At 70.4% G+C, this 22195-nt stretch carries 17 protein-coding genes and 1 tRNA gene; 11 read left to right on the top strand and 7 right to left on the bottom strand.

Features of this window, described 5'->3' with window-relative positions:
• Positions 1–367: 367 nt before the first annotated feature.
• The 8 genes from BKD26_RS14505 (at position 368) to BKD26_RS14470 (ending at position 12330) form a co-directional block, all read left to right on the top strand.
• Positions 368–565 carry a hypothetical protein gene (locus BKD26_RS14505; RefSeq protein ID WP_084898245.1) on the top strand — a complete coding sequence of 66 codons (198 nt, stop codon included), beginning with the start codon at positions 368–370 and terminating at the stop codon, positions 563–565.
• Between the two features lie 265 nt (positions 566–830).
• A complete protein-coding gene (gene topA, locus BKD26_RS14500) occupies positions 831–3656 on the top strand; it encodes a type I DNA topoisomerase (RefSeq protein ID WP_084898244.1) in 2826 nt (941 codons plus the stop codon).
• 483 nt (positions 3657–4139) lie between these two features.
• Complete coding sequence (gene tmk, locus BKD26_RS14495) at positions 4140–7307, top strand: dTMP kinase (RefSeq protein WP_084898243.1); 3168 nt, start codon at positions 4140–4142, stop codon at positions 7305–7307.
• Positions 7308–7412: 105 nt separating this feature from the next.
• Positions 7413–8618 carry a DNA polymerase III subunit delta' gene (locus BKD26_RS14490; protein ID WP_084898242.1) on the top strand — a complete coding sequence of 402 codons (1206 nt, stop codon included), beginning with the start codon at positions 7413–7415 and terminating at the stop codon, positions 8616–8618.
• Between the two features lie 54 nt (positions 8619–8672).
• Positions 8673–10211: an alpha/beta hydrolase gene (locus BKD26_RS14485; RefSeq protein WP_084898241.1), complete on the top strand. Its 1539-nt coding sequence runs from the start codon at positions 8673–8675 to the stop codon at positions 10209–10211.
• An 86-nt stretch (positions 10212–10297) separates the two neighbouring features.
• Positions 10298–10371 (top strand) — tRNA-Thr (locus tag BKD26_RS14480).
• Positions 10372–10625: 254 nt separating this feature from the next.
• Entirely contained in the window at positions 10626–11267 is a 642-nt protein-coding gene (locus BKD26_RS14475) for a hypothetical protein (RefSeq protein WP_143662649.1), read from the top strand.
• A 124-nt stretch (positions 11268–11391) separates the two neighbouring features.
• The gene (locus BKD26_RS14470; protein WP_084898239.1) at positions 11392–12330 is read left to right on the top strand and encodes a hypothetical protein; all 939 of its coding nucleotides are present in this window, start codon (positions 11392–11394) and stop codon (positions 12328–12330) included.
• 93 nt (positions 12331–12423) lie between these two features.
• Here the strand turns inward: BKD26_RS14470 and BKD26_RS14465 are convergent, their stop codons facing one another.
• Together BKD26_RS14465 and BKD26_RS14460 are read right to left on the bottom strand one after the other, a co-directional pair.
• Positions 12424–14082 carry a site-specific integrase gene (locus tag BKD26_RS14465; protein WP_084898238.1) on the bottom strand — a complete coding sequence of 553 codons (1659 nt, stop codon included), beginning with the start codon at positions 14080–14082 and terminating at the stop codon, positions 12424–12426.
• 2 nt (positions 14083–14084) lie between these two features.
• Positions 14085–14717 carry a helix-turn-helix transcriptional regulator gene (locus BKD26_RS14460; protein ID WP_084898237.1) on the bottom strand — a complete coding sequence of 211 codons (633 nt, stop codon included), beginning with the start codon at positions 14715–14717 and terminating at the stop codon, positions 14085–14087.
• 89 nt (positions 14718–14806) lie between these two features.
• On the opposite strand from BKD26_RS14460, the gene BKD26_RS14455 reads away from it, so the two are divergent.
• A complete protein-coding gene (locus BKD26_RS14455; protein WP_084898236.1) occupies positions 14807–15061 on the top strand; it encodes an integrase in 255 nt (84 codons plus the stop codon).
• Positions 15062–15347: 286 nt separating this feature from the next.
• On the opposite strand, the gene BKD26_RS14450 is transcribed toward BKD26_RS14455, so the two are convergent.
• The 3 genes from BKD26_RS14450 to BKD26_RS14440 all read right to left on the bottom strand — a co-directional run bounded on the left by BKD26_RS14450 (position 15348) and on the right by BKD26_RS14440 (position 18280).
• Entirely contained in the window at positions 15348–16880 is a 1533-nt protein-coding gene (locus tag BKD26_RS14450) for an amino acid permease (RefSeq protein WP_084898235.1), read from the bottom strand.
• A gap of 55 nt (positions 16881–16935) precedes the next feature.
• On the bottom strand, positions 16936–17892 hold the full coding sequence (locus tag BKD26_RS14445; RefSeq protein ID WP_241518655.1) for a hypothetical protein: 957 nt from the start codon (positions 17890–17892) through the stop codon (positions 16936–16938).
• 193 nt (positions 17893–18085) lie between these two features.
• Positions 18086–18280 (bottom strand): hypothetical protein, encoded by a 195-nt coding sequence (locus BKD26_RS14440; protein WP_084898234.1) that lies wholly within the window; start codon positions 18278–18280, stop codon positions 18086–18088.
• Between the two features lie 484 nt (positions 18281–18764).
• Here BKD26_RS14440 and BKD26_RS14435 point away from each other — a divergent pair, with 484 nt between their 5' ends.
• Both BKD26_RS14435 and BKD26_RS14430 read left to right on the top strand, forming a co-directional pair.
• On the top strand, positions 18765–20159 hold the full coding sequence (locus tag BKD26_RS14435) for a helix-turn-helix transcriptional regulator (RefSeq protein WP_241518654.1): 1395 nt from the start codon (positions 18765–18767) through the stop codon (positions 20157–20159).
• Positions 20156–20875 (top strand): haloacid dehalogenase-like hydrolase, encoded by a 720-nt coding sequence (locus tag BKD26_RS14430; RefSeq protein WP_084898232.1) that lies wholly within the window; start codon positions 20156–20158, stop codon positions 20873–20875. Before BKD26_RS14435 ends, BKD26_RS14430 begins: the two co-directional genes overlap by 4 nt.
• A 124-nt stretch (positions 20876–20999) precedes the next feature.
• Here the strand turns inward: BKD26_RS14430 and BKD26_RS14425 are convergent, their stop codons facing one another.
• Positions 21000–21524 carry a GNAT family N-acetyltransferase gene (locus BKD26_RS14425; RefSeq protein ID WP_179166538.1) on the bottom strand — a complete coding sequence of 175 codons (525 nt, stop codon included), beginning with the start codon at positions 21522–21524 and terminating at the stop codon, positions 21000–21002.
• Positions 21521–22009: an NUDIX domain-containing protein gene (locus BKD26_RS14420; protein ID WP_179166537.1), complete on the bottom strand. Its 489-nt coding sequence runs from the start codon at positions 22007–22009 to the stop codon at positions 21521–21523. Before BKD26_RS14420 ends, BKD26_RS14425 begins: the two co-directional genes overlap by 4 nt.
• Positions 22010–22195 lie beyond the last annotated feature (186 nt).

Genomic DNA, 22195 nt, shown 5'->3' with positions numbered 1-22195 from the left:
GGCGGGGTGCGATCGGGCCCACCTGGACCGGTGTGGCGGGGGCGGCCGCGGTCGGGTCCGCCCGGCCCGGGTAGCGGGGTCGGCGCGGTCGGGCGTGGTTGGGGCGCGGCGGGCCGCGTGGGCTTTCCTGGGGTGATCGTGACGGCGGGTGGCCCGGCGCGAGTGCGGTGACGGTGTCGCGAATGTGCGAGGGCTCGGACGTCCCGTGGCGTGGTCCTGACACGGAGACACGGAGACCGGCGCCGCGTGGGTGAACCCGCGGCGCGTCCCCCGTGCCGTTCACCCACAATTCGCGCTCACGATGCCCAGAGGTGTCAGCCTCGCCCTCGGGGCAACCCAGGGGATCACCGAGGAACGGGGTACGGGCATGGAGAGCGGACCGGCCATCTTCGCGGGCGCGGCGTTCACGCTGTTCGGAGCGGGACTGCTGCTGTGGACCGGGACACGTGTACTGCACCGGGCGCCGGTCGCGCACGGCGTGAGTCCGGTGGCGGCGATCACGTTCGCGACCTCGCTCGGAACGGCTTTCGTGGTCCTCGGGGTGTGGTGTTTCGGCCGCGTCTGACAGCGCGGCGGAATGGGGGGCTCCGGGTTCTGAGGGGAGTCCGGGCGGCAGGAATGCCCGGACTCGGGTTACCGTTCGAGTGGCCGTTGCGGTCTTTTGCCGTTTGACACGGGGGCGGGTTGTACCGTCACACTCCGCAGCGACAGCAGCGTCAAGAGCACAGCGTCACAGAGTCACAGCAGTGCGCAGTGCGCAAGGAGTGCACGCGGTGAGACCACACCGCGCGGCACGCGCCACCGAGCGTCGACCGGAGAGAAGAGCGAAGTTGTCCCCGACCAGCGAGACCGCACAGGGCGGCCGCCGACTCGTCATCGTCGAGTCGCCTGCCAAGGCGAAGACGATCAAGGGCTACCTCGGCCCCGGCTACGTCGTCGAGGCGAGCGTCGGGCACATCCGCGACCTCCCCAACGGCGCCGCCGAGGTGCCCGAGAAGTACACCGGCGAGGTACGGCGTCTCGGGGTGGACGTCGAGAACGACTTCCAGCCCATCTACGTCGTCAACGCCGACAAGAAGGCCCAGGTCAGGAAGCTCAAGGAGCAGCTGGCAGAGTCGGACGAACTCTTCCTCGCGACCGATGAGGACCGCGAGGGCGAGGCCATCGCCTGGCACCTGCTGGAGGTCCTCAAGCCGAAGGTCCCGGTCCACCGGATGGTCTTCCACGAGATCACCAAGGACGCGATCCAGGCCGCCGTCGCCAACCCGCGCGAGCTGAACAAGCGCATGGTCGACGCCCAGGAGACCCGCCGGATCCTCGACCGCCTCTACGGCTACGAGGTCTCCCCGGTCCTGTGGAAGAAGGTCATGCCTCGGCTGTCCGCCGGCCGTGTGCAGTCCGTCGCCACCCGCCTCGTCGTCGAGCGGGAGCGCGAGCGCATCGCGTTCCGGTCCGCCGAGTACTGGGACCTGACCGGCACGTTCGCCACCGGCCGCACCGGTGACTCGTCCGACCCGTCGAACCTCGTCGCCCGCCTGGCCACGGTCGACGGCCGCCGTGTCGCGCAGGGCCGTGACTTCGGTCCCGACGGGCAGCTGAAGGCGTCCTCCGGCCAGGTGCTGCAACTGGACGAGGCGAACGCCCGCGCCCTGGCCGCCGCGCTCGCCGACACGTCGTTCAGCGTCCGCTCCGTCGAGTCGAAGCCGTACCGCCGCTCGCCGTACGCGCCCTTCCGCACCACCACCCTCCAGCAGGAGGCCAGCCGCAAGCTCGGCTTCGGTGCCAAGGCGACGATGCAGATCGCGCAGAAGCTGTACGAGAACGGCTTCATCACCTACATGCGTACGGACTCGACCGTCCTGTCCGACACCGCCGTCGCTGCGGCCCGGGCCCAGGTCACGCAGCTCTACGGGGCGAACTACCTGCCGGACAAGCCGCGGGTGTACGCCGGCAAGGTCAAGAACGCGCAGGAGGCGCACGAGGCGATCCGCCCCTCGGGTGATCGTTTCCGCACGCCCGCCGAGACGAGCCTGACCGGTGACCAGTTCAAGCTGTACGAACTGATCTGGAAGCGGACCGTCGCCTCCCAGATGAAGGACGCCGTCGGAAACTCCGTCACCGTCAAGATCGGTGGCCGGGCGAGCGACGGCCGGGACGCCGAGTTCAGCGCGTCCGGCAAGACGATCACTTTCCACGGCTTCATGAAGGCGTACGTCGAAGGCGCCGACGACCCGAACGCCGAGCTCGACGACCGTGAGCGCCGGCTGCCCCAGGTCGCCGAGGGCGACGCGCTGACCGCCGAGGAGATCACGGCGGACGGTCACGCCACCAAGCCGCCGGCCCGCTACACCGAGGCCTCGCTGGTCAAGGAGCTGGAAGAGCGCGAGATCGGCCGCCCGTCGACGTACGCGTCGATCATCGGCACGATCCTGGACCGCGGCTACGTCTTCAAGAAGGGCACGGCCCTCGTTCCGTCGTTCCTGTCCTTCGCCGTCGTCAACCTGCTGGAGAAGCACTTCGGCCGGCTCGTCGACTACGACTTCACCGCGAAGATGGAGGACGACCTCGACCGCATCGCGCGCGGCGAGGCGCAGGCCGTGCCGTGGCTGAAGCGCTTCTACTTCGGCGAGGGCGACGCCGCCGGCGCCGCCTCCGAGGCGGGCAACGGCGACGGCGACCACCTCGGCGGCCTGAAGGAGCTGGTCACCGACCTGGGCGCGATCGACGCCCGGGAGATCTCCTCCTTCCCCGTCGGCAACGGCATCGTGCTGCGCGTCGGCCGCTACGGCCCGTACATCGAGCGCGGCGAGAAGGACACCGAGGGCCACCAGCGCGCCGACGTGCCGGAGGACCTGGCGCCCGACGAGCTGTCGGTCGAGCTCGCGGAGGAGCTGCTGGCCGCGCCGAGCGGCGACTTCGAGCTGGGTACGGACCCGGCGACCGGGCACCAGATCGTCGCCAAGGCCGGCCGCTACGGCCCGTACGTCACCGAGATCCTTCCCGAGGGCACCCCGAAGACCGGCAAGAACGCGGTGAAGCCGCGCACGGCCTCCCTCTTCAAGTCGATGTCCCTCGACACGGTGACCCTGGAGGACGCGCTGCGCCTGATGTCGCTGCCGCGCGTCGTGGGCACCGACGCCGAGGGCGTCGAGATCACCGCGCAGAACGGCCGCTACGGCCCGTACCTGAAGAAGGGCACGGACTCGCGGTCGCTGGAGAACGAGGACCAGCTCTTCACCATCACGCTGGAGGAGGCTCTGGCGATCTACGCCCAGCCGAAGCAGCGTGGCCGCGCGGCCGCCAAGCCCCCGCTGAAGGAGCTGGGCACCGACCCGGCGAGCGAGCGTCCGGTGGTCGTGAAGGACGGCCGCTTCGGCCCGTACGTCACGGACGGCGAAACCAACGCCACGCTGCGGACCGGCGACAGCGTGGAGACGATCACGCCGGAGCGCGGGTACGAGCTGCTGGCGGAGAAGCGGGCGAAGGCCCCGGCGAAGAAGACCGCGAAGAAGGCGGCGGCCAAGAAGGCGCCGGCGAAGAAGACGGCCGCGAAGAAGACGACGACGGCCAAGAAGACCGCCGCCAAGAAGACGACGACGGCCAAGAAGACGACGGCCAAGAAGGCCACGGCGTCCAAGGCCTCGTCGGACGACTGACCCGAGGCCCCGACCTGGGGCCCAAGGCGTGGGAGCCGCCCCGCCCCCGCCTGACGCGGCGGTCGCGCCGCATGGCGCGCGCCGGGCGTGTGCCGGGTCCCGGACGCGGTTCATAGGCAGGGCCTGGGACGCGGGTCGTTGACGGGGCCTCGGACGCGGGCCATAGGCGAGCCTTGGCGCGGCGGCTTCGGGACGCGTAACAGGGGCCGGCCTTGGAAGCGGGGCGTAGAACCGGGCCTCGGACGCGGGCCATAGGCCGGGCCTCGGGCGCGGGTCATACGCCGGGCCTCGGACGTGGCGGCTTCGCGCCGCATGGCGCGCGCGAGGGCGTCGGCCCGGTCCCGGACGTGGCGGCTTCGCTTTGCCGCCTGCCGCGGGCAGGCTGCCGGTTCGGGGCCCGTGTCGGGTCTGGCCGATACGACGGTCAGTCGTTTGTTCGGGCGGGGACGACTGGGTGTCAGTCGGTCCGGATAGGCTGAGGGGATGACGCGAGCCGAGCAGCCAACGGTCTTGAGCCCCACCTCAGACTCCGACGCCGCACTTGCCGCAGACTCCCGCGAGCGCGCCGTACGGGCCCTGTTGCGCAACCCGCCGCTGAGGCGGTTGTGGAGCGCGCAGCTCGTCGGCGGGATCGGCGATGCCCTCGCCGTGCTCGTCCTGGTGCTGCTGGCCCTGCAGGCGGCGGTTGTCGAAGGAGCCTTCGGAGGCGGGTACCGAGGCGCGGCCTTCGCGGTCGCCGCGGTGTTCGGGGCGCGGGTGCTGTCCACGCTCCTCTTCGGCGCCGTCCTGCTCGGCCCGCTGACGACCCTCACCGCCCCCAAGGGCCCCCTCGACCGGCGCTGGACCATGGTCGGCGCCGACGGCGTACGGGTCGTGCTGCTGGTCATCGCGCCGTTGTGGATCGACTGGACGCCCGACCACGCCCTCGCGTTCCTCCTGGGCACCGTCTTCCTGGCCGGGGTCGCCGAGCGGTTCTGGACCGTCGCCAAGGAGGGCGCAGCCCCCGCACTGCTGCCCGCCCCGCCCCCTGAGGGGGCCGCCGTGAGGCCGCTGCCGGACCACATGGACGCGCTGCGGCGACTGTCGCTGCGTACGAGCTTCGCCGCCGTACCCGGCGCCGCCGCCGCGCTCCTCGTCGCCACGCTCGTGGGCAATGTGCTCGCGACGGGCATCGACTGGTTCTCCACCCACCAGGCGGCCCTCGGTTCGTACGTCGCGGCCGGACTGTTCGCCGCGTCCGTCTCCGTCCTGTACTTCCTGGAACTGCCGGACGCCCAGACCCCGCGCCCCCGCTCCCCGCTGGAGGGCCTGCGCCGCCCGTCGACCGGAAACGGCGTCGATAAGGGCCGTACGGGAGCCATACCGCTGCTCGTGCTCGCCTGCGCCGCCGTCGCCGGAGCCGTCGCGTCCGCCACCGCCGTGGCCGTCCTGCACGCCAGGGACCTGGGCGGCGGCCCCGTCGCCTTCGCGCTCCTGGTGCTGGCGCTGATCGGCGGCACCGGCCTGGGCATTCGCCGCGCCCCCGCCGTACTGCCCGCCCTCTCCCGCCGCCGCCTGCTGGCGCTGGCGACCGCCGTCACGGGCGTCGCGCTGCTCGCCCTCGGCCTGGTGCCCGACACGGCGACCGTGCTGTTCATCGCGCTCGGCGCGGGCTTCGCGGCCGGCGTCGCCGCCAACACCGGGCACACCCTGCTCGACCAGGAGGCGGAGGAGTTCCGGCGGCCGCGGCTGACCGAGCACCTCCACGCCGTCGTACGGGTCTCCATCGCGCTCGGCGCGCTCACCGCCCCGCTGCTGGCGGCCGCGATCGGCCCGCACCGGCTCGCCGGCGGTGACTTCGTCTTCGCGCACGGCGGCGCCGCCTTCACGCTGATGCTGGTCGGCGCCCTGCTGCTGCCCGTCGCGGCGCTGGTGCTGGCCAGGACCGACGACCGTTCCGGGGTGCCGCTGCGCCGCGACCTGCGGGACGCGCTGCGCGGGGCGGACCCGGCGCAGGCCCCGTCGAAGACCGGTTTCTTCATCGCCCTGGAGGGCGGCGACGGGGCGGGCAAGTCCACGCAGGTGGAGGCGCTGGCCGAGTGGATCAGGGCCAAGGGCCACGAGGTGGTCGTCACGCGCGAGCCGGGCGCGACGCCGATCGGCAAGCGGCTCCGCTCGATCCTCCTCGACGTGTCGAGCGCCGGACTGTCCAACCGCGCGGAGGCTCTGCTGTACGCCGCCGACCGCGCCGAGCATGTCGACTCGCTGGTCCGCCCGGCCCTGGAGCGGGGCGCGATCGTCATCTCCGACCGGTACATCGACTCGTCCGTGGCCTACCAGGGCGCCGGCCGCGACCTGTCTTCGACCGAGATCGCCCGCATCTCGCGCTGGGCGACCAGCGGCCTGGTACCGCACCTCACCGTCCTGCTGGACGTCTCGCCGGAGACCGCGCGGGAGCGGTTCACAGAGGCGCCGGACCGGCTGGAGTCGGAGCCGGCGGAGTTCCACCGGCGCGTACGGAACGGGTTCCTCGCCCTCGCGGTGGCGGACCCCGGGCGGTACCTGGTGGTGGACGCGGGCCAGGAGCCGGAGACGGTCACCACCGTGGTACGCCACCGCCTCGACCAGATGCTGCCGCTCTCCGAGGCCGAGGTGAAGGCCATGGAGGAGGCGCGCAAGCGGGCCGAGGAGGAGGCCCGGCGCAAGGCCGAGGAAGAGGCGGCGCGCAAGGCGGAGGAGGAGCGCCTGGAGCGCGAGCGCCAGGAGCAGCTCGACAGGCTGCGCGCCGAGGAGGAGGAGCGCAAGCGCCGCGAGGAGGAAGAGGCGCGTCAGCGCGAGGCCGAGCGGCAGGCCGAGGAGGCCAGGCGGCGGGCGGAGGAGGCGCGCCGGCTCGCCGAGGAGGAGCGGCGGCGCCGCGAGGCCGAGGAGAAGGCCCGCCGCGAGGAACAGGAGCGGCTGCGCCAGCTCAAGGAGGAGCAGGAGCGGCTGCGGGCCGAGGCCGAGGCGCGGCGCCTGGAGAAGCAGCGCAAGGCCGAGGAGGCCCTGCTGCGTGCCGAGGAGGCACGGCGTCTCGCGGAGGCGGCGGCAGCGGCGTCGGCGGCCGCGTCCGCCACCGAGACCACGGTGCCGACGCCGGTCGTGAACCCTGACCAGGAGACCCAGGAGGTTCCGGCGCCGCGCGTCAACATGCGCAAGGACGACGACGAGACGGCCCTCCTCCCGCCCGTGCGCGAGGAGGCCCCGGCGCCCGCGGCCGACGAGACCGCCGTGCTGCCTCAGGTACGGGACGTACGTGACGCCGGGCGGGCCGACGACGAGACGACCGTCCTGCGGCCGGTACGCGACACCGGGCCCACCGGGCCCGCCGCCCCCTCCGACGCGGAGGAGACGGCCGTCCTGCCACCCGTACGGGACGGGGGGCCCGCCGACCGCGTGCCGCCGGGGTTCTTCCGGGACGAGGTCCGGGACGAGGTCCGGGACGAGGAGCTCGGCCGGCCGGGCGCCGAGCGGACCCGTGAGCTGCCGCAGGTCGACGAGCAGGGCAGGCCGCGGCGCCGCTCGGACTGGGCGGAGGAGACCCCGCTGGACGACCTGCCGACGCTCGCGGACGAGCTGCTCGGCCCGCACGACGAGGACGAGGACTACGGGCGCGGAGGCGGCCGCCGCCGCTGACCGGCCGCGGGGCCGGCGGCCCGGCGTCCGTTGTCAGACCCCTGCCCCACAATGGAACCCACGTCGGGAAGCCGGATCGATACGTACGCAGGAAGGCGGTGACCCATGCCCGTATGGGACGACCTGGTCGGCCAGGACCGAGTGCAGGAGCAGCTGCGCGCCGCCGCCCGCGACGCCGACGCGCTGGTCACCGCCGACAAGAGCGGCACCGCACCGCCCGACGCGTCGAAGATGACGCACGCGTGGCTGTTCACCGGCCCGCCCGGCTCCGGGCGCACCACCGCCGCCCGCGCCTTCGCGGCCGCCCTCCAGTGCGTCAGCCCCGACCGGGCGCTGGGCGGCGAACCGGGCTGCGGGTTCTGCGACGGGTGTCACACCGCGCTGATCGGCACCCACGCCGACGTGTCCACGGTCGCCGCCGTGGGCACCCAGATCCTGGTCGACGACATGCGTGACACGGTCCGCAAGTCGTTCACGTCGCCCGCGAACGGCCGCTGGCAGGTCATCCTCGTCGAGGACGCCGAGCGCCTCAACGAGAAGTCCGCCAACGCCGTCCTGAAGGCGGTGGAGGAGCCCGCTCCCCGCACGGTGTGGCTGCTGTGCGCGCCGTCCATCGAGGACGTCCTGCCCACCATCCGCTCCCGCTGCCGCCACCTCACGCTGCGTACGCCGCCCGTCGAGGCCGTCGCGGACGTCCTGATCCGGCGCGACGGCATCGAGCCGGAGGCCGCGTACGCCGCCGCCCGCGCCACCCAGGGCCACATCGACCACGCGCGCCGCCTCGCCACCGACGAGCGCGCCCGGGCCCGCCGGGCCACCGTCCTCAAGCTGCCGCTGAGGGTGGAGGACATCGGCGGCTGCCTCAAGGCGGCGCAGGAGCTGATCGACGCGGCGGCCGAGGACGCCAAGGAGGTCGCCGAGGGCACCGACGTCAAGGAGACCGAGGAGCTGAAGGCGGCCCTGGGCGGTACCCCCGGTGGCAGGATGCCGCGCGGTACGGCGGGCGCCATGAAGGAGCTGGAGGACAAGCAGAAGCGCCGCAGGACCCGCACGCAGCGCGACAGCATCGACCTGGCCCTCGGCGAGCTGACGAGCTTCTACCGCGACGTCCTGGCGCTCCAGCTGGGCGCGGGCACGGCCCTGGCCAACGAAGACGTGCGTGACGCGCTGGACCGGACGGCCCGCGAATCGACACCGGAGCGGACCCTGCGCCGGATCGAGGCGGTCCTCGCCTGCCGCGAGGCCATGGACCGCAATGTGGCGCCGCTGCTCGCGGTGGAGGCCATGACCATGGCGCTGCGCGCGGGGTAACCCGTACGGGTAGTACGCGACCACAAGCGGTGAACGTCCGGATACGCTCCGGGCATGGACTCCAGCCGTCTGCTCCGCACGTCCGCCGTCGCCCTCCCGCTCCTCGGCCTGCTCATGGCCGGCTGCACGGACGGGGGTTCGACCCCGGCCGCCTCCGCCCCGGCCTCGGCCTCGGTCGCCTCGACCGAGGAGCTCAGGGCGTACTACGGCCAACGGCTGACCTGGCGCGCGTGCGGCGCCCCCGGTTTCGAGTGCGCCACCATGAAGGCCCCACTCGACTACGCCAAGCCGCGCGGCGAGCAGATCAAGCTGGCCGTGTCCCGGTTCAAGGCCACCGGACCCGGCAAGCGCCTCGGTTCGCTCCTGGTCAACCCGGGCGGCCCGGGCGGCTCGGCCGTCGGCTACCTCCAGGGGTACGCGGGCGTCGGCTACCCCGCCCCCGTCCGCGCCCGCTACGACATCGTCGCGGTCGACCCGCGGGGTGTGGCCCGCAGCGAGCCCGTCCGGTGCCTCGACGGCCGGCAGATGGACGCGTACACGCAGGTCGACCAGACCCCCGACGACCGCGGCGAGGTCGCCCGCCTCGCCGCTTCCTTCAAGGACTTCGCGGCCGGCTGCCAGAAGCGCTCCGGCCGGATCCTGCCCCACGTGTCGACGGTCGAGTCGGCCCGCGACATGGACATCCTCCGCGAGGTGCTGGGCGACAGGCGGCTCACCTACGTGGGCGCCTCGTACGGCACGTTCCTGGGGGCGACGTACGCCGAGCTCTTCCCCTCCCGCACCGGCCGGTTCGTCCTGGACGGGGCGATGGATCCGTCCCTGTCGACCGCCGAGCTGAACCGCGACCAGACGGCCGGCTTCGAGACGGCCTTCCGGTCCTTCGCCGCCGACTGCGTCCAGCAGCCCGACTGCCCGCTGGGCACCGAGTCGCCCACCCACGCCGCCGCCCACCTCAAGGCGTTCTTCGCCGAGCTCGACGCCGAGCCCGTCCCGACCGGCGAGAGCCGCCGGCTCGGTGAGGCCCTGGCCACCACGGGCGTGATCGCCGCCATGTACGACGAGTCCGCCTGGCCGCAGCTGCGCGAGGCCCTCACCCGGGCCATGGGCGGCGAGGGGTCCGCCCTGCTGGCCCTGGCCGACAGCTACTACGAGCGCGAGGAGGACGGCACGTACTCGAATCTGATGTACGCCAACGCCGCCGTGAACTGCCTCGACCAGCCGCCCGCCTTCACCGGCCCCGACCAGGTCGCCGCCGCCGTCCCGTCGTTCGAGAAGGCCTCCCCGGTCTTCGGCGCGGGCCTGGCCTGGGCCTCCCTGAACTGCGCGTACTGGCCCACCAAGGCCACCGGCACCGCCCACCGCATCCACGCCGACGGCGCCCCGCCCATCCTCGTCGTCGGCACCACCCGCGACCCGGCGACCCCCTACAAGTGGGCCGAGTCCCTCGCCGCCCAGCTCTCCTCCGGCAGGCTCCTGACCTACGAGGGCGACGGCCACACGGCGTACGGGCGCGGCAGCGACTGCATCGACACCGCGATCAACACCTTCCTCCTCGACGGCACGGTCCCTCCGTCCGGCAAGCGCTGCCGCTGAGCTGCCGCCGACGTGTGTGCGAGGCACCCCCTGGACCTGTGTAGACTTGTCCCCGCTGCTGCACCCGACAGGGGATCGCACGGCATGCCGCCTTAGCTCAGTTGGCCAGAGCAACGCACTCGTAATGCGTAGGTCTCGGGTTCGAATCCCGAAGGCGGCTCAGAGAAAGGCCAGGTCAGACCCCGTCTGACCTGGCTTTTTCCTTGTCGGGCAGGGCTCTGCTGGTAGGTGTGTTGCCCCGGATCGTGCCGCCGAATCCAAGGGGAGCGCGAGGGGTGCGCATGAGCGCAGAGCTTGTGCAGAGGGGTGCGCGGCGGGCAGTGCGGCGGCGCTGCTGATCGGATCGGCGCGGCTCCTCGGAGATCACGCCGGTTTTGTGCAAACGCTCCAACCTCTGCTTCTACGCTGGGCACTGTGGCAGACCCAAAGGACACCCTCGCGTTCAAGACGCTCGTGACGCAGTCGAGCGCCGTGCTGCTGACCCATGGGGTCGAGGTAGAGGCGACGTCGGTGCGGGGCGTCGCGGACCACCTCGTTGAGGTCATGGCTCAGCAGGTGGGCGTGGACCAGGAGGAAGCCGTCCACCTGGTGACCCCCGAAGCCGTCGCCGAGATCATCATGAAGGCGGCGACCGAAGACAATCGGGGAGCGTCTGTCGGCCCGCATGCGATGCGGCCGGTACGGATCGACGACCGTACGGTCAGCGTCTCCGTCGAGTCGCTGGGCCACCTGGTCATGGCCGCATCGCAGGCCGGCAAGTACGCCAGCATCAACGACGACGGGTCAGCAGCGGCCCACCTTCTGGACCTCGCCACCGAGATCGGTGCCGCCTTGGTCAAGCAGCACGACGACGGAGCCGCCGACGTCGCGGTGGGGGTGCTCGACGAGCTGGCCGAACTGGTGGACGCCGTGGCCGACCGCATCGAGGACGACGGCTGGAGCATCTGCCCCTGCGGAGAGGACCACGACCAGGGGAAGGTCGACGTTGGCACCCTGCCGGTCATGCGTCGGCATGCCGCGCTGGCCCGCGGTCTTGACGACCAGGTAGATGGATAGCGCCGGCTCGCACCACCCCTATCCTCGTCTTCACTTATGAGATGAGGGGGGCGTCAGGTCGATGTCCATAAGTCCGTTCGGCCCTGCGGCAGACAGGGCCCGTGATGAAGGAACCCGCGCCGAGGTGAGCCGCCTGTTGGAGGAGGCTGCCGAGGCGGGCAAGCAGCTCGTCGAGCTCTACAAGAAGGAAGCAGCCAAGTACAAGCGGCTTGCTGAGACGGAGCGAGACCGGCGCCGCGAGGTCGAGGCCCAGTTGCGGGCCTGCACCAAGCTGCTCGACGAAGGGCCGGACCTTGAGGCGAAGCTCAACTCCATGGTCCCCGATCTGGTACGAGCAGCAGCGAGCCTTCCGGCGCCGCCTGAGGTGTCCGAACTTCAGGCGCAGCTTGAGGCAACGGAGAAGGACCGAGACACGTTCGCCGAGTTGCTGGACACCGCGACGAAGGAACGGGACGCGGCACTGCGCGCCCGTGACGCCGCTATTGCCCGGCTGCAGACCCGCCAGAACGACGAGCAACCTCCAGGAGAGGCGGAGGCGTTGAGAGCGCGGCTGGACGCCCCCACTCTCCGTGGCGTGCTTGAACAAGCTCAGTGGCACTGCTCGTCGCTCGTCATTACAGCAGACCTGGACGGGACAAAGAAGCTGGAGCATCACCAGAAGGCTCCGCACTGGCGGAACCGTCTGGCCGCCACGCTGGCCACCATGCAGGCGTACGCCGAGACCAAGGACCTCGCGCGGGCGCGCGGCGGCAAGGCCGGCCCTGAGCTGGCCAATCTCAAGGCGTACTGCGCGACCCAGCCGTTCTCTCTGCTGGCGGAGGGCAAGGTGGTCGTCAGCGAGGGGCAGACCGCCAGCAGCAGCCCGCGAGGCAAGGCCCAGCGAACCCTCCGCGTCCCTGAGCACATCGACCCCTCGGGGAAGGCTGTGATGCTGGAACACATCCGCATCGGCGACGGCGCTCCTCCGGCGCCGCGACTGCACTATCTCGATGACACCGACAGAAGCGGGACGGTCGTCATCGGGTTCTTCGGCGACCACCTGTACAACGCCGGAACCAACTGAGCGCCGAACGCACAGCTCGGACGCAGACGAAGGCCGGGCTCAACCGCGCTGTGGCTGAGCCCGGCCGGAGCTGTCGGAGGGGTGGCGTGCGCGCTATGCCGTGAGCGTCTGACGGTCGGCGGCACCGCACGTGCACGAGCAGGTGCACCCGCTCGTGACCTTGATGGGAGCAGTAGGCCGAGCCGCGTGCTGTTCGATCGCAGAGCGAACCGCACGCGGGGCGCGGGGAACGAGCTTGACGACCGCCGCCGCTGCGGCGTGGGCGAGGTCGTCGAGGACGGACTGGTAGATGTCCCGGGTGATGCGGGAATCGCTGTGCCCGAGAGTCTCCGAGACGACCTTGATGTCGACGCCGGCGGCGAGCATGAGCGTCGCGGCACCGTGGCGCAGGTCGTGGAGTCGGATGGGCGGCAGGCCGGCCTCGGCGACGAGGCGATCGAACAGGTCGGAGATCCTGCCCGGGTGGAGCAGGGAGCCGTCCTCTTCGGTGAAGATGCGGCCAGTGTCCTTCCAAGCGTCACCCCACTTGCGCTTCTCCTCCTCCTGGGCGATCCGGCGTCGCTCGATGAGTTCGACCGTCTCGTCGTCCAACGCGACGGAGCGGATCCCGCTGTTGGTCTTGGGCAGCCCTTCGAGGACCTGCCAGCCGTCTTGGACGAGCTGGGTGGCGATCTCCAGCGAGCGGTTCTTCTTCGAGTAGTCGACCCAGCGAGGTCCGCATCCCTCACCTCGGCGTAGGCCACGGAAGGCGATCATTCGCCACATACCCTCCAGGCGGTCCCCGAAGACGTGGTCAAGGAACGCGCCGGTCTGCTCCGGTGTCCAGACCATCACGGGGCTGGGCTTCTCGCCGGTGGCCCGCCAGCGGGCGACGCGCTCGTCGGTCCACACGAGGGCCTTCGGCTTGGTGCCGGGTTCCAGCTCGACGTGCTCGGCCGGGTTGTAGTTGGGGATGATCCGCTGTGCGATAGCCGTGTTGAGGGCCGCGCGCAGGGTGGCCTTGATGTGGTGCTGGGTATTGACGCTGGTCACCCGGCGGAACGGCGGCATCTGGTCGATGGCCGACTTCAGCCACTTGCGACGAGCTCGATTTTCCAAGCCCTTCCACGGGATGGCGTTCAACTCGTCGAGTGCTGCACGCCGTTGAGCGTTCTGCTCCTGGATCTCGATGTTCGCCTCGTTGATGGCGTCGAACATCCGGTCCAGGTGCGGCACGTTGAGCTTGTCGAGGCGTATCTCGCCCAGGTGCGGCTTGAGGTGAACGCGCACGTCCACGTCGTACCGCTTGTGGCCGCTGACCCGGAGGCGCTTCTTGCCTCCGAGCCACAGGTCGAGCCACTCGGCGACCGCCATCTTGGGGTTGAGGGCCTGGCCGGCCGCCAGACGCCGCCGGGTCTCGTCGTAGTCCGGCAGGGGTTCCTTGTTCTTGGCGCAGGACTCCAGCATGTCGCTGATCGCGAGGTGCCCTGCGGGGTCATCCTCGTCCGGGATAGCCAGCAGGGCCCGGACCTTGCTGAGTTCCTTAGTGGCCTCGGTCGAGGACTCGAAGCCGCTGCGGCGGAACTCCCGGCGGGTGCCGTCGGGTCGGTTGGTCAGTTCGTGGCGTATGGACCAGTTGCCGTGACGCCGGTTGGTCAGCTTGGGGCATGACTTGCCGTAGTTCTTGCCGGTCTCGGGGTTGCGGCAGGAGCAGCGGCGCGTGACGGTGCCGCCGGACGTGGTGGTGCCGCCAGACGTGGTGGTGCTTGGCAACGCTAGTCCTCGGGGTTGTCGACGAACGTGAGGTCGGTGGGGAGAGCGGGGGGAATCAGCCCGCGCTCCCGCATCGCGTCGCGGAACCCACGCAGTTCTCTGCAGTCGTCGAAGGCGAGCTGTTCGTACGAGGCCGCGGCTTCGAGGAGGGCGTCACGGCGGGCGGCGTCGAGGGTGACGCTGGCTTTCCGGCGCCGTTCCTTCGCCAGCCGACTGGACGCCAGGGCGGTGGCCACGGCGTCGCTGTGCGCGCGATAGGTGTCGAGCACGTCCCGGGCGGACCCCTCGGGGGCGGGCTTGTCGAGGGGAGTCTCACCGGTGAACCAGGAGACCGCCTCCCACGTCGGGACCTCCCTGTCGGGGAGCACGGCTACCGAGGCGTCGGTGCCCAGAGGGAACAGCAGACTGACCGGGGGGACCTTGTAGACCTCGGCCAGGACGAGGAACTCCGCCAGGTCGATCGAGCTGCGGCGTCTGGTCTCCAGGTTCGTGATCGTCGTCTTCGGGACCGGGAGCCCCAGGGTGGCGCACGCCTCGCCGGCCTCCGCCACCGTGAGGCCGGCGGCCTTACGGGCCCGGCGCATCTGCTCGGCGACGCGGGCGGTGAAGCTCGGGGACCAATCAGAGTTCGTCATAGCTGCAACTTACGCTGTCAAAATATGTGGCTGCAACATTCGTGATACTCGTTCTGTCGTCAGAACAACTTTTTCCGATGGGATGCGTCATGGGTACGTGTAAGGCTGTCAGGGGGATGGCCCGCGAGGAACTGCTCGCTCTGCCTGTCGCCGTCGACCTCGACACGGCGAACAAGGCACTGACGATCGGCCGCAGCACGGGTTACGCGCTGGCGAAGCGGGGCGAGTACCCGGTCACAGTCCTCAAGCTCGGCAACGCGTATCGCGTGGTCACGGCGGACCTGCACCGCCTGCTGGGTATCACCGTGGGCGGTGGCGCAGGGGAGGCCAGGCTCGCGGCGTGAGCCGGGCGCGCGAGTGGTGCTCGTACGCGCCCCGGCACTCACGCTGAATACCTAGAGGCCGGGCATATGGGACTTTCAGCAGGGCGTCTCACCCAAGAGGAATCGTGACCGCGAGGTCGGCATCAGACTCGTACCCGGCGCCGACATCCGCCGTCGCTCGCACACCCCTGAGTGATTACGCATACGCACGAAGTGACGGGGTGGTGGGCAGGACGTTAGGGCTGCTGACAGCGCGGCCCGCGAGTGCCTGTACGTGTGCTCTGTCAGGCGGATTGACCGCCGGGCCTCAGCGAGACGCCTTCTCCGGCCTCCTGCCGAGGGGTTGTGACAGGTCGTTCTTCGGATGAGCCGGGTTGAGGAACCACTTGCGGGCGGAGACGAGCCACCAGGTCCCGGCGAAGGCGAGCACCACGCCGACCGCGACGGGGGCGTAGTTGAAGGTGTCGACGGTCACCGGGGCGGACTGGGGCAGCATGAACAGCACGGTGATCACCGCGACCCACGCGACTGCGAGCATGCCGACGGGCTTGGACCAGCGGCCCAGGTGCCAGGGGCCGCGCTGGAAGAGCTCGCCTTGGCGAAGGCGGAGGAAGGTGGGGATGACGTAGGCGATGTACAAGCCGATCGTCGCGATCGACGTCACGGCGGCGTAGGCCGTGCTGTTGAAGAGGTAGGGCAGACCGAGGACGAACGCGCCGCCGGCGGCCAGCCAGACCGCGTTGGTCGGCGTGCGCGTCCCGGGGTTGAGCTTGTGCCACACCGTGGAGAAGGGCAGCGCGCCGTCGCGGGAGAAGGCGTAGATCATGCGGGAGTTGGCGGTGACGGAGGCCATGCCGCAGAACAGCTGGGCGCCGATGACGATGAGCAGCATCAGCTTGCCTGTGCTCGCGCCGAGCGCGTCGAGGAAGATCTGTGCGGGAGGCACTCCTGTCCCGGACTCGAGGGCGTCGGTGTACGACTGGATGGCGAAGGTCAGGCCGAAGAGCAGGACGAAGCCGGCGGCCCACGAGGCGAGGATGGAGCGGACGATCCCCTTCGGCCCCTCGACGGAGGCGTTCTTCGTCTCCTCCGTCATGTGAGCGGACGCGTCGTACCCGGTGAACGTGTACTGGGCCATCAGCAGGCCGATGAGAGCGACGTAGACGGCGGAGCCCCAGCCCGTGTTGTTGACGAACTCGGTGAACACGAAGCCGGGGGACTGGTGCCTGTCAGGGACGGCGAGCAGTGCGCTGACGATCACCACCACGCCGATCAGGTGCCACCAGACGGACACGGTGTTGAAGAAGCCCACGATCCGCACGCGGAAGGTGTTCACGACGGCGTGGAGCAGCAGGATGAGGCCGAAGAGGATGATTGTGTGGCCGGGCGTGGCGGCGTAGCCGAATTCGAGGTTCAGGTACGCGTTGAGGAACGAGGCGGCGCCGAAGTCGATGCCCGCGGTGACGGCGACCTGCCCGAGCGTGTTGAACCAGCCGGTGAACCAGGCCCATGCCGGAGCCGACCTGCGCGGGGCGAGCTTGTGGGCCCAGAAGTAGAGGCCGGCGGACGTCGGGTAGGAGGAGCAGACCTCCGCCAAGGACAGCCCGACGAAGAGGGTCATCAGGCCGACGAACGCCCAGCCCCACATGATCAGGGCCGGCCCGCCGGCGTTCATGCCGAACCCGTACATGGTCAGGCAGCCGGACAGGATGCTGATGATCGTGAACGAGACGGCGAAGTTCTGCTTCCCGGACATGGAGCGGTCCAGGGTCTGGGTGATGCCGAGCTCGGCGAGGCGCTCCTCCTCGGAGGGAGTCACGCTGGGTATGTCCAAAGGCATAGGGGTGCCCTCTCGTGTTCGGTGATTCAGGGGATTCGGCGTGAGTGTTGGGTGATCAGCGCCGCTGGGGGTACGGTGCGGACGCTTTCACCGCCCAGCCGCGGTGCCGCGTGAACAGCGTCCGGGCGTCGCCGCAGTAGCTCCACGGCGCATCGGTGGCGTACGGGCCGATGGCGTCGAAGACCTCGGCGGCTTCCCTGTGCCGGTTCGCGAACGACAGTGCGTGGGCGAGGTAGTTGGCGTCCTCGTGGAAGCCGGCGTGTAGGCGGGTGGGGGCCCGGTAGGCCCACCAGTTCTCCCACGCCTGCCAGGTGGACGGGTTGTCCGTCCACGGATGGACGGTCAGCCCGTATCGATGCCCGTCCTTCTCCATCCGTTGCCGGTGGGACTCGGCGAGGGCGACCAAGGGGAGGACGTGCAGCGGCAGCCCCCGGGGCGCGTGCGCGCACCGCTCCTGAGCCCAGTGGAACATTTCCCCGCCCGTGCCGTGCCAGGCGGGGAACATGTAGGTGAGCAGCTCGTGGTGCGCCTCGCGGCTCCACCGGTCCCGTTGCTCCACCTGCTCCCACACCTGCCGCACCGTGGCCCGCCACGCCGGATCGCGGTCGGGAGAGTGGAAGCGGATCAGAGCGAGCATGACGATGTACGGCGACGGGTCCGGCGGCAGGGCGTCGGCAGCGGCGTCGCACGCCTCCCACGCCCGTTCCATCGCCTCGCTGCGGCCACGCCCTCGCCCGCCGGCCATCGACCGCAGGGCCTGAACATGGGCGAGCAGGGCAAAAGCGTGCGGCGAGCGGGGCTCGGCCTGCGCCCACGTGTCCGCGAACGTCAGCCGCGCTCCGGCGCGGGCGAGGACCTGGAGCCGGAAGACACGCCGGTCCCAGTCCGCCCCCGTCGCGGCCAGGAGCTCCCGGGCGCCTTCCCAGCGGCCCATCGCCGCGTCCTCGACCACCCTCCGCAGGGGGCGGTCGTCGAACGCCGGATTCCGGTCAAAGGCGGGTCGGGGGCTCACAGCTGCCTCACTCGGCCGGCCTCGGACGAGCAGGGCAGCGCTTCCGCAGACGCGGCGGTGGTGTCGGCTGTCACCTTCGTACCTCCGGAAAGGGAGTCCGCCGGTCGGGGCGGTAGCTGAGATAGGGCGAGCGGTTCGGGGAAGGGCGGAATGGCCTCTCGCCACGAGATCGGGCACAGCCGAGGTGAGCCCTTCAGAAGCGGATCCCGCCGATCATCCGGGCCACGCTGGTGGCGGCTTCCCCGATCGGCGGAGCGAGCGACGAACCGGCGAGGTAGAAGCCGAGCAGCGTGCAGACGATGGCGTGACCGACCTTGAGCCCCGCCTTCTTGACGAACAGGAAGGTGAGGAACGAGAGAAGCACGACGGCGGAGATGCTGACGGTCACCGTGTCCCCTCCGCCGGGCGCATGCTCCCGCTGCTGGCGACGGACCGTGCGGCACCGAGCCGCGTGGGAACAAATGCTGTCGGCGGCGGGATTCCCGCCAACTCTGCCTGCCTGGCCGAGGACACTCTGGACTCCGTGGAAGAGACGGCGAAGAGCGGATGTTCCACCGCAGGTCCACCCACTCAGGACCGCCCGAATGATCACACTCTCGGGTCGTTCGTCTAAGCCGCTGACCTGCCGTGCGCTCCCAGACTGATGGCCGAATACCCGGTGCACACATTCCCCGGGTGATATCACTGGAGTAATTCCAGCTTCACCAGGGGTAGTTGAATCTGCACGCTCTCGCTCAACGGGGAGGCAAGAGGTGCTCCAGCAGTCGCCGAGGCACTGTGATCGATGCGGCTGCCGTCTGAGCCAGTACAACTCCGACGCCCTGTGCGCCGCATGTGCCCGCGCGCATGCTCTCGATCGCCACACTCCGACCGTGCCGGCCCGCGTATGGCGAGACCCTGATGTGCGCCAGGCGCTCGCGGCCTGGGACTTCGGCCGAGCCAGCCGACTGGTCCGACAGCGAGGATCCCTTCGACAAGAGGATCTCGCGCAACTCACCGGACTCAGCCAGGCGTTCCTGTCCATGCTCGAAGCGGGGAGCCGGCGCCTCACCAACATCGACAAGATCGTCGAGTTCCTGGCCGGCCTCGGCGTACCCGCCGAACTCGTACCGCTCCCACTGCCGCGCCCGGCAACCGCTCTGTCGCCGCTGCCCGACCTGGTCGCCGACGACCTGGACCCGCTCCTGCCGTGGACAGCGGCCCGTATGGTGACGGCACTGGGCGCAGCGGTTGGAGGCAGTGCGATGGACCGTCGTCGATTCCTCGGTGCGAGCGGCATCGCGCTCACTGCCTTCGTGCACCAATGGGACACTGCCGAAGTCGAGCCGCTCGTGCGAGCGGCAGACGGAAGTCAGCTCACGAACGAGCTTCTTGACAGCCTGCAGCGGACGACGGACAGCCTCCGCGTGATGGACGCGAGCACGGGCAGCGGCACCCTCGCCGAGCTCGGCGACGCACACCTCGCGTTCCTCAAGCGCCTCGTCCAGCATGCGTCGTACGACGAGGAGAAAGGCCGACGCCTCGCCTCGATCATCGCCGACACCGCCACCCAGACAGGCTGGTTCACCTTCGACTCCGGGAACCACGACGGCACGCAGGTGTACCTGCTCGCCGCGCTCCGCGCCGCGAAGGCTTCGGGGGATGCCCGGCTGGGAGCCGGCGCACTCTCCTACCTGGCCATCCACGGCTACTCCACTGGATCTCCCCGCAGCGCGGTGATCGCGGCATCAGCGGCACGCGAGAAGATCAGGAACCTGGACGCGCCGGCCCTGGAGGCCATGCTGCTGACCCGCCAAGCGCGGGGGCACGCGAAGCTCGGCGAGCAGGACGAGGCAGTTGCGGCGCTCGACCGCGCCGCGGAACTCTGCGCCCGAGGCCGATCCGACAACGACCCCGCCTGGCTGTACTGGATCAACACAGGCGAGATCCACGGACAGTCCGGCAGCTGCTACCTCGACCTCGGCGAGCCCGACAAGGCCGTGACCAGCTTCGCCCAGGCGCGGAAGGCGCTCAACCCGGCTGACCAGCGCACCCGTGGCCTGTTCCTCACCCGCGCCGCATCCGCCCACCTCCGGGAAGGTGACGTCGACGCCGGATGCGCCACGGCGCACGAAGTACTCGACCTCGCCGAGCAGCTCCAGTCCGCCCGGCTGAACGATCACATCCAGAACATGCTGGCCGAGCTGCAGCCGGTCAGACACACCCCATACGCTCGGGACCTGCAGGAGCGGGCCGCCGCTGTGATGGGAACGAGGAGCCGAACGTGACGCAGGCCGAGCAGGTTCTGATCCTGTGGGACATCGACCGTACGTTGCTGTACGTCGGCGACATCGACCGGCAGGTCTACCGTGAAGCCTTCGCCGAGGTTGTCGGTCGCCCGGCTGAGCACCTCCCGGCTCGCGGTACGGGTGTGACGATGCCCCTCGCGATTCGAGTCCTCCTCCTGGACAACGGCGTCCCGGAGGACGACGTCCCCGAGCTGCTGCCGCGGATGGTGGACCTTGTTCCCCAACGCCTCGCCGCCCATACGGATGACCTGCGGGAGCATGGCGTCCTCATGCCCGGCGCTATCGAGGCGCTGCGATCGGTCCACGAGCGCCCCGAATACGTTCCGACCGTCGTCACGGGCAACCTCAAGCCGAACGCTCTGCTGAAGCTCGCGGCCTTTGACCTCGGAGGCTACGTCGAAACAGAGATCGGCGGGTTCGCCTCAGACGATCAGCACCGGCCGGCGCTCGTCGGCATCGCGCAGAAGCGCGCTCAGGCCAAGCACGGGACGATCTTCACCCGCTCCAACACCGTCATCATCGGCGACTCGCTGGAGGACGTCCGCACAGGTCTCGAAGGCGGCGCCGCGGTCGTCGCGGTCGCCTCTGGGAAGACCGCGGCTCCCGCCCTGAGAGACGCAGGGGCCGATGTGGTTCTCGAGACTCTGGAAGACGTCCAGGAACTGCATGACGCCATAGCAAGCCGGTGTCGGTGAACGCGACAGCGCCCCCCGCCACGCTTGCCGGTGGCGCTGCGCATGGGTGTCCTCCGTACGGTCGGCTGCGGCATGGTGCGCGGTGCGTGAGCGGGTGCCGCAGCCTACCGTCGGCGGTCGATGCTCAGGTGTTCCTGATGAGCTCCTCGGGCAGGAGTGATCCGGTCCAGCAGTCCCGAAGGCGGCCCTGGGATGCGATGCGCAGGCGCAGGGTGCCCTCCATCTTGAAACCGGTCTTCACGGCGACGGCGCGGGAGGCTTCGTTGCCGACGTTGGCGGTCCACACGATGATCGGTGCGCCGAGATCGTCGACGGCCCAGCGGCAGATCCGTGCCAGGGCTTCGGTCGCGATCCCTTGGCCGCGGGCGTTCTTCCCGATCCAGTAGCCCACGCTGGGGGCGTGCTTGGGGCGCTGGTGCAGGCTGATGACGCCCAGGCGCTGTCCGGTGTGGGTGTGGGTGATCACGAACGTCTTGGGCATTTCGTCGGTGTTGGCCTTGTCGACGAAGTGCTCGGCGTCGGTGCGGTGGTAGGGGCTGGGGATGGTGGTGTTCCGCTGGATCTCCGGATCCTGTGCTTCGGCCGTCACCCAGTCGATGTCGTCGGCTTGGGGGCGGCGCAGGGTCAGGCGGCGGCTGGTGAGGATCACAGGGTGTGCCCTACGTACTGGAACTGCCACTGGCCGGCCCGGTAGGTGTCGATCACGGTGGGCAATTCGGTCGGGAAGGTGGTGGGCACCATCAGCAGGGTGGGGACCTTGGTGATGGGGACCCATTCGACGCCGGTCTGTGCCTGGTCGTGGTGGTGGCCGCCGAGGGCGGCGGGCTCGTCGAGGATGTCGCACCAGAACAGGGCATCGACCCTGTGGCTGATCGTGCCGTTGCGGGGCTCGCAGTTGGGGTCGCGGCCCGGGATGTACTCGCGGATACGCATCAGGTCGACGGCGCGGCCTCGGACGCCGGTTTCCTCCAGCAGTTCCCGTTCGACGCATTCGGCCCAGGTCTCGCCAGGTTCCTGTCCGCCGCCAGGTAGCGACCAGGTGCCGGGCCATGGGAAGTCGCCGATGGTCAGCAGGACGTGGTCGTCCTTGACGACGAGGGCGCTGGTGGCGGGGCGTAAGCGGCTGATGTTCACGGTGCCTCCAGATCGGGGAGAGCGGTGAGCGGTGAAGCGTAGTCGCGACCCAGATGGGATGGCATTCGTTTTCCTGGGGCTGTCGGGCCGTACTCCTTCATCGGGTGCTCCGCTTCCCGAGCACTGCATTGCAGGTTCGGCAGGGTCCGCAGACCCTTGGGGGTGGGCAGCCTTGGCTGCCCACCC

Source organism: Streptomyces sp. CB03238, assembly GCF_002099185.1.
In the GTDB taxonomy this organism is placed as follows: Bacteria; Actinomycetota; Actinomycetes; order Streptomycetales; family Streptomycetaceae; genus Streptomyces.
Note: the sequence above shows the minus strand (reverse complement) of the source record. Positions and strands in the feature narration are given on the sequence as shown.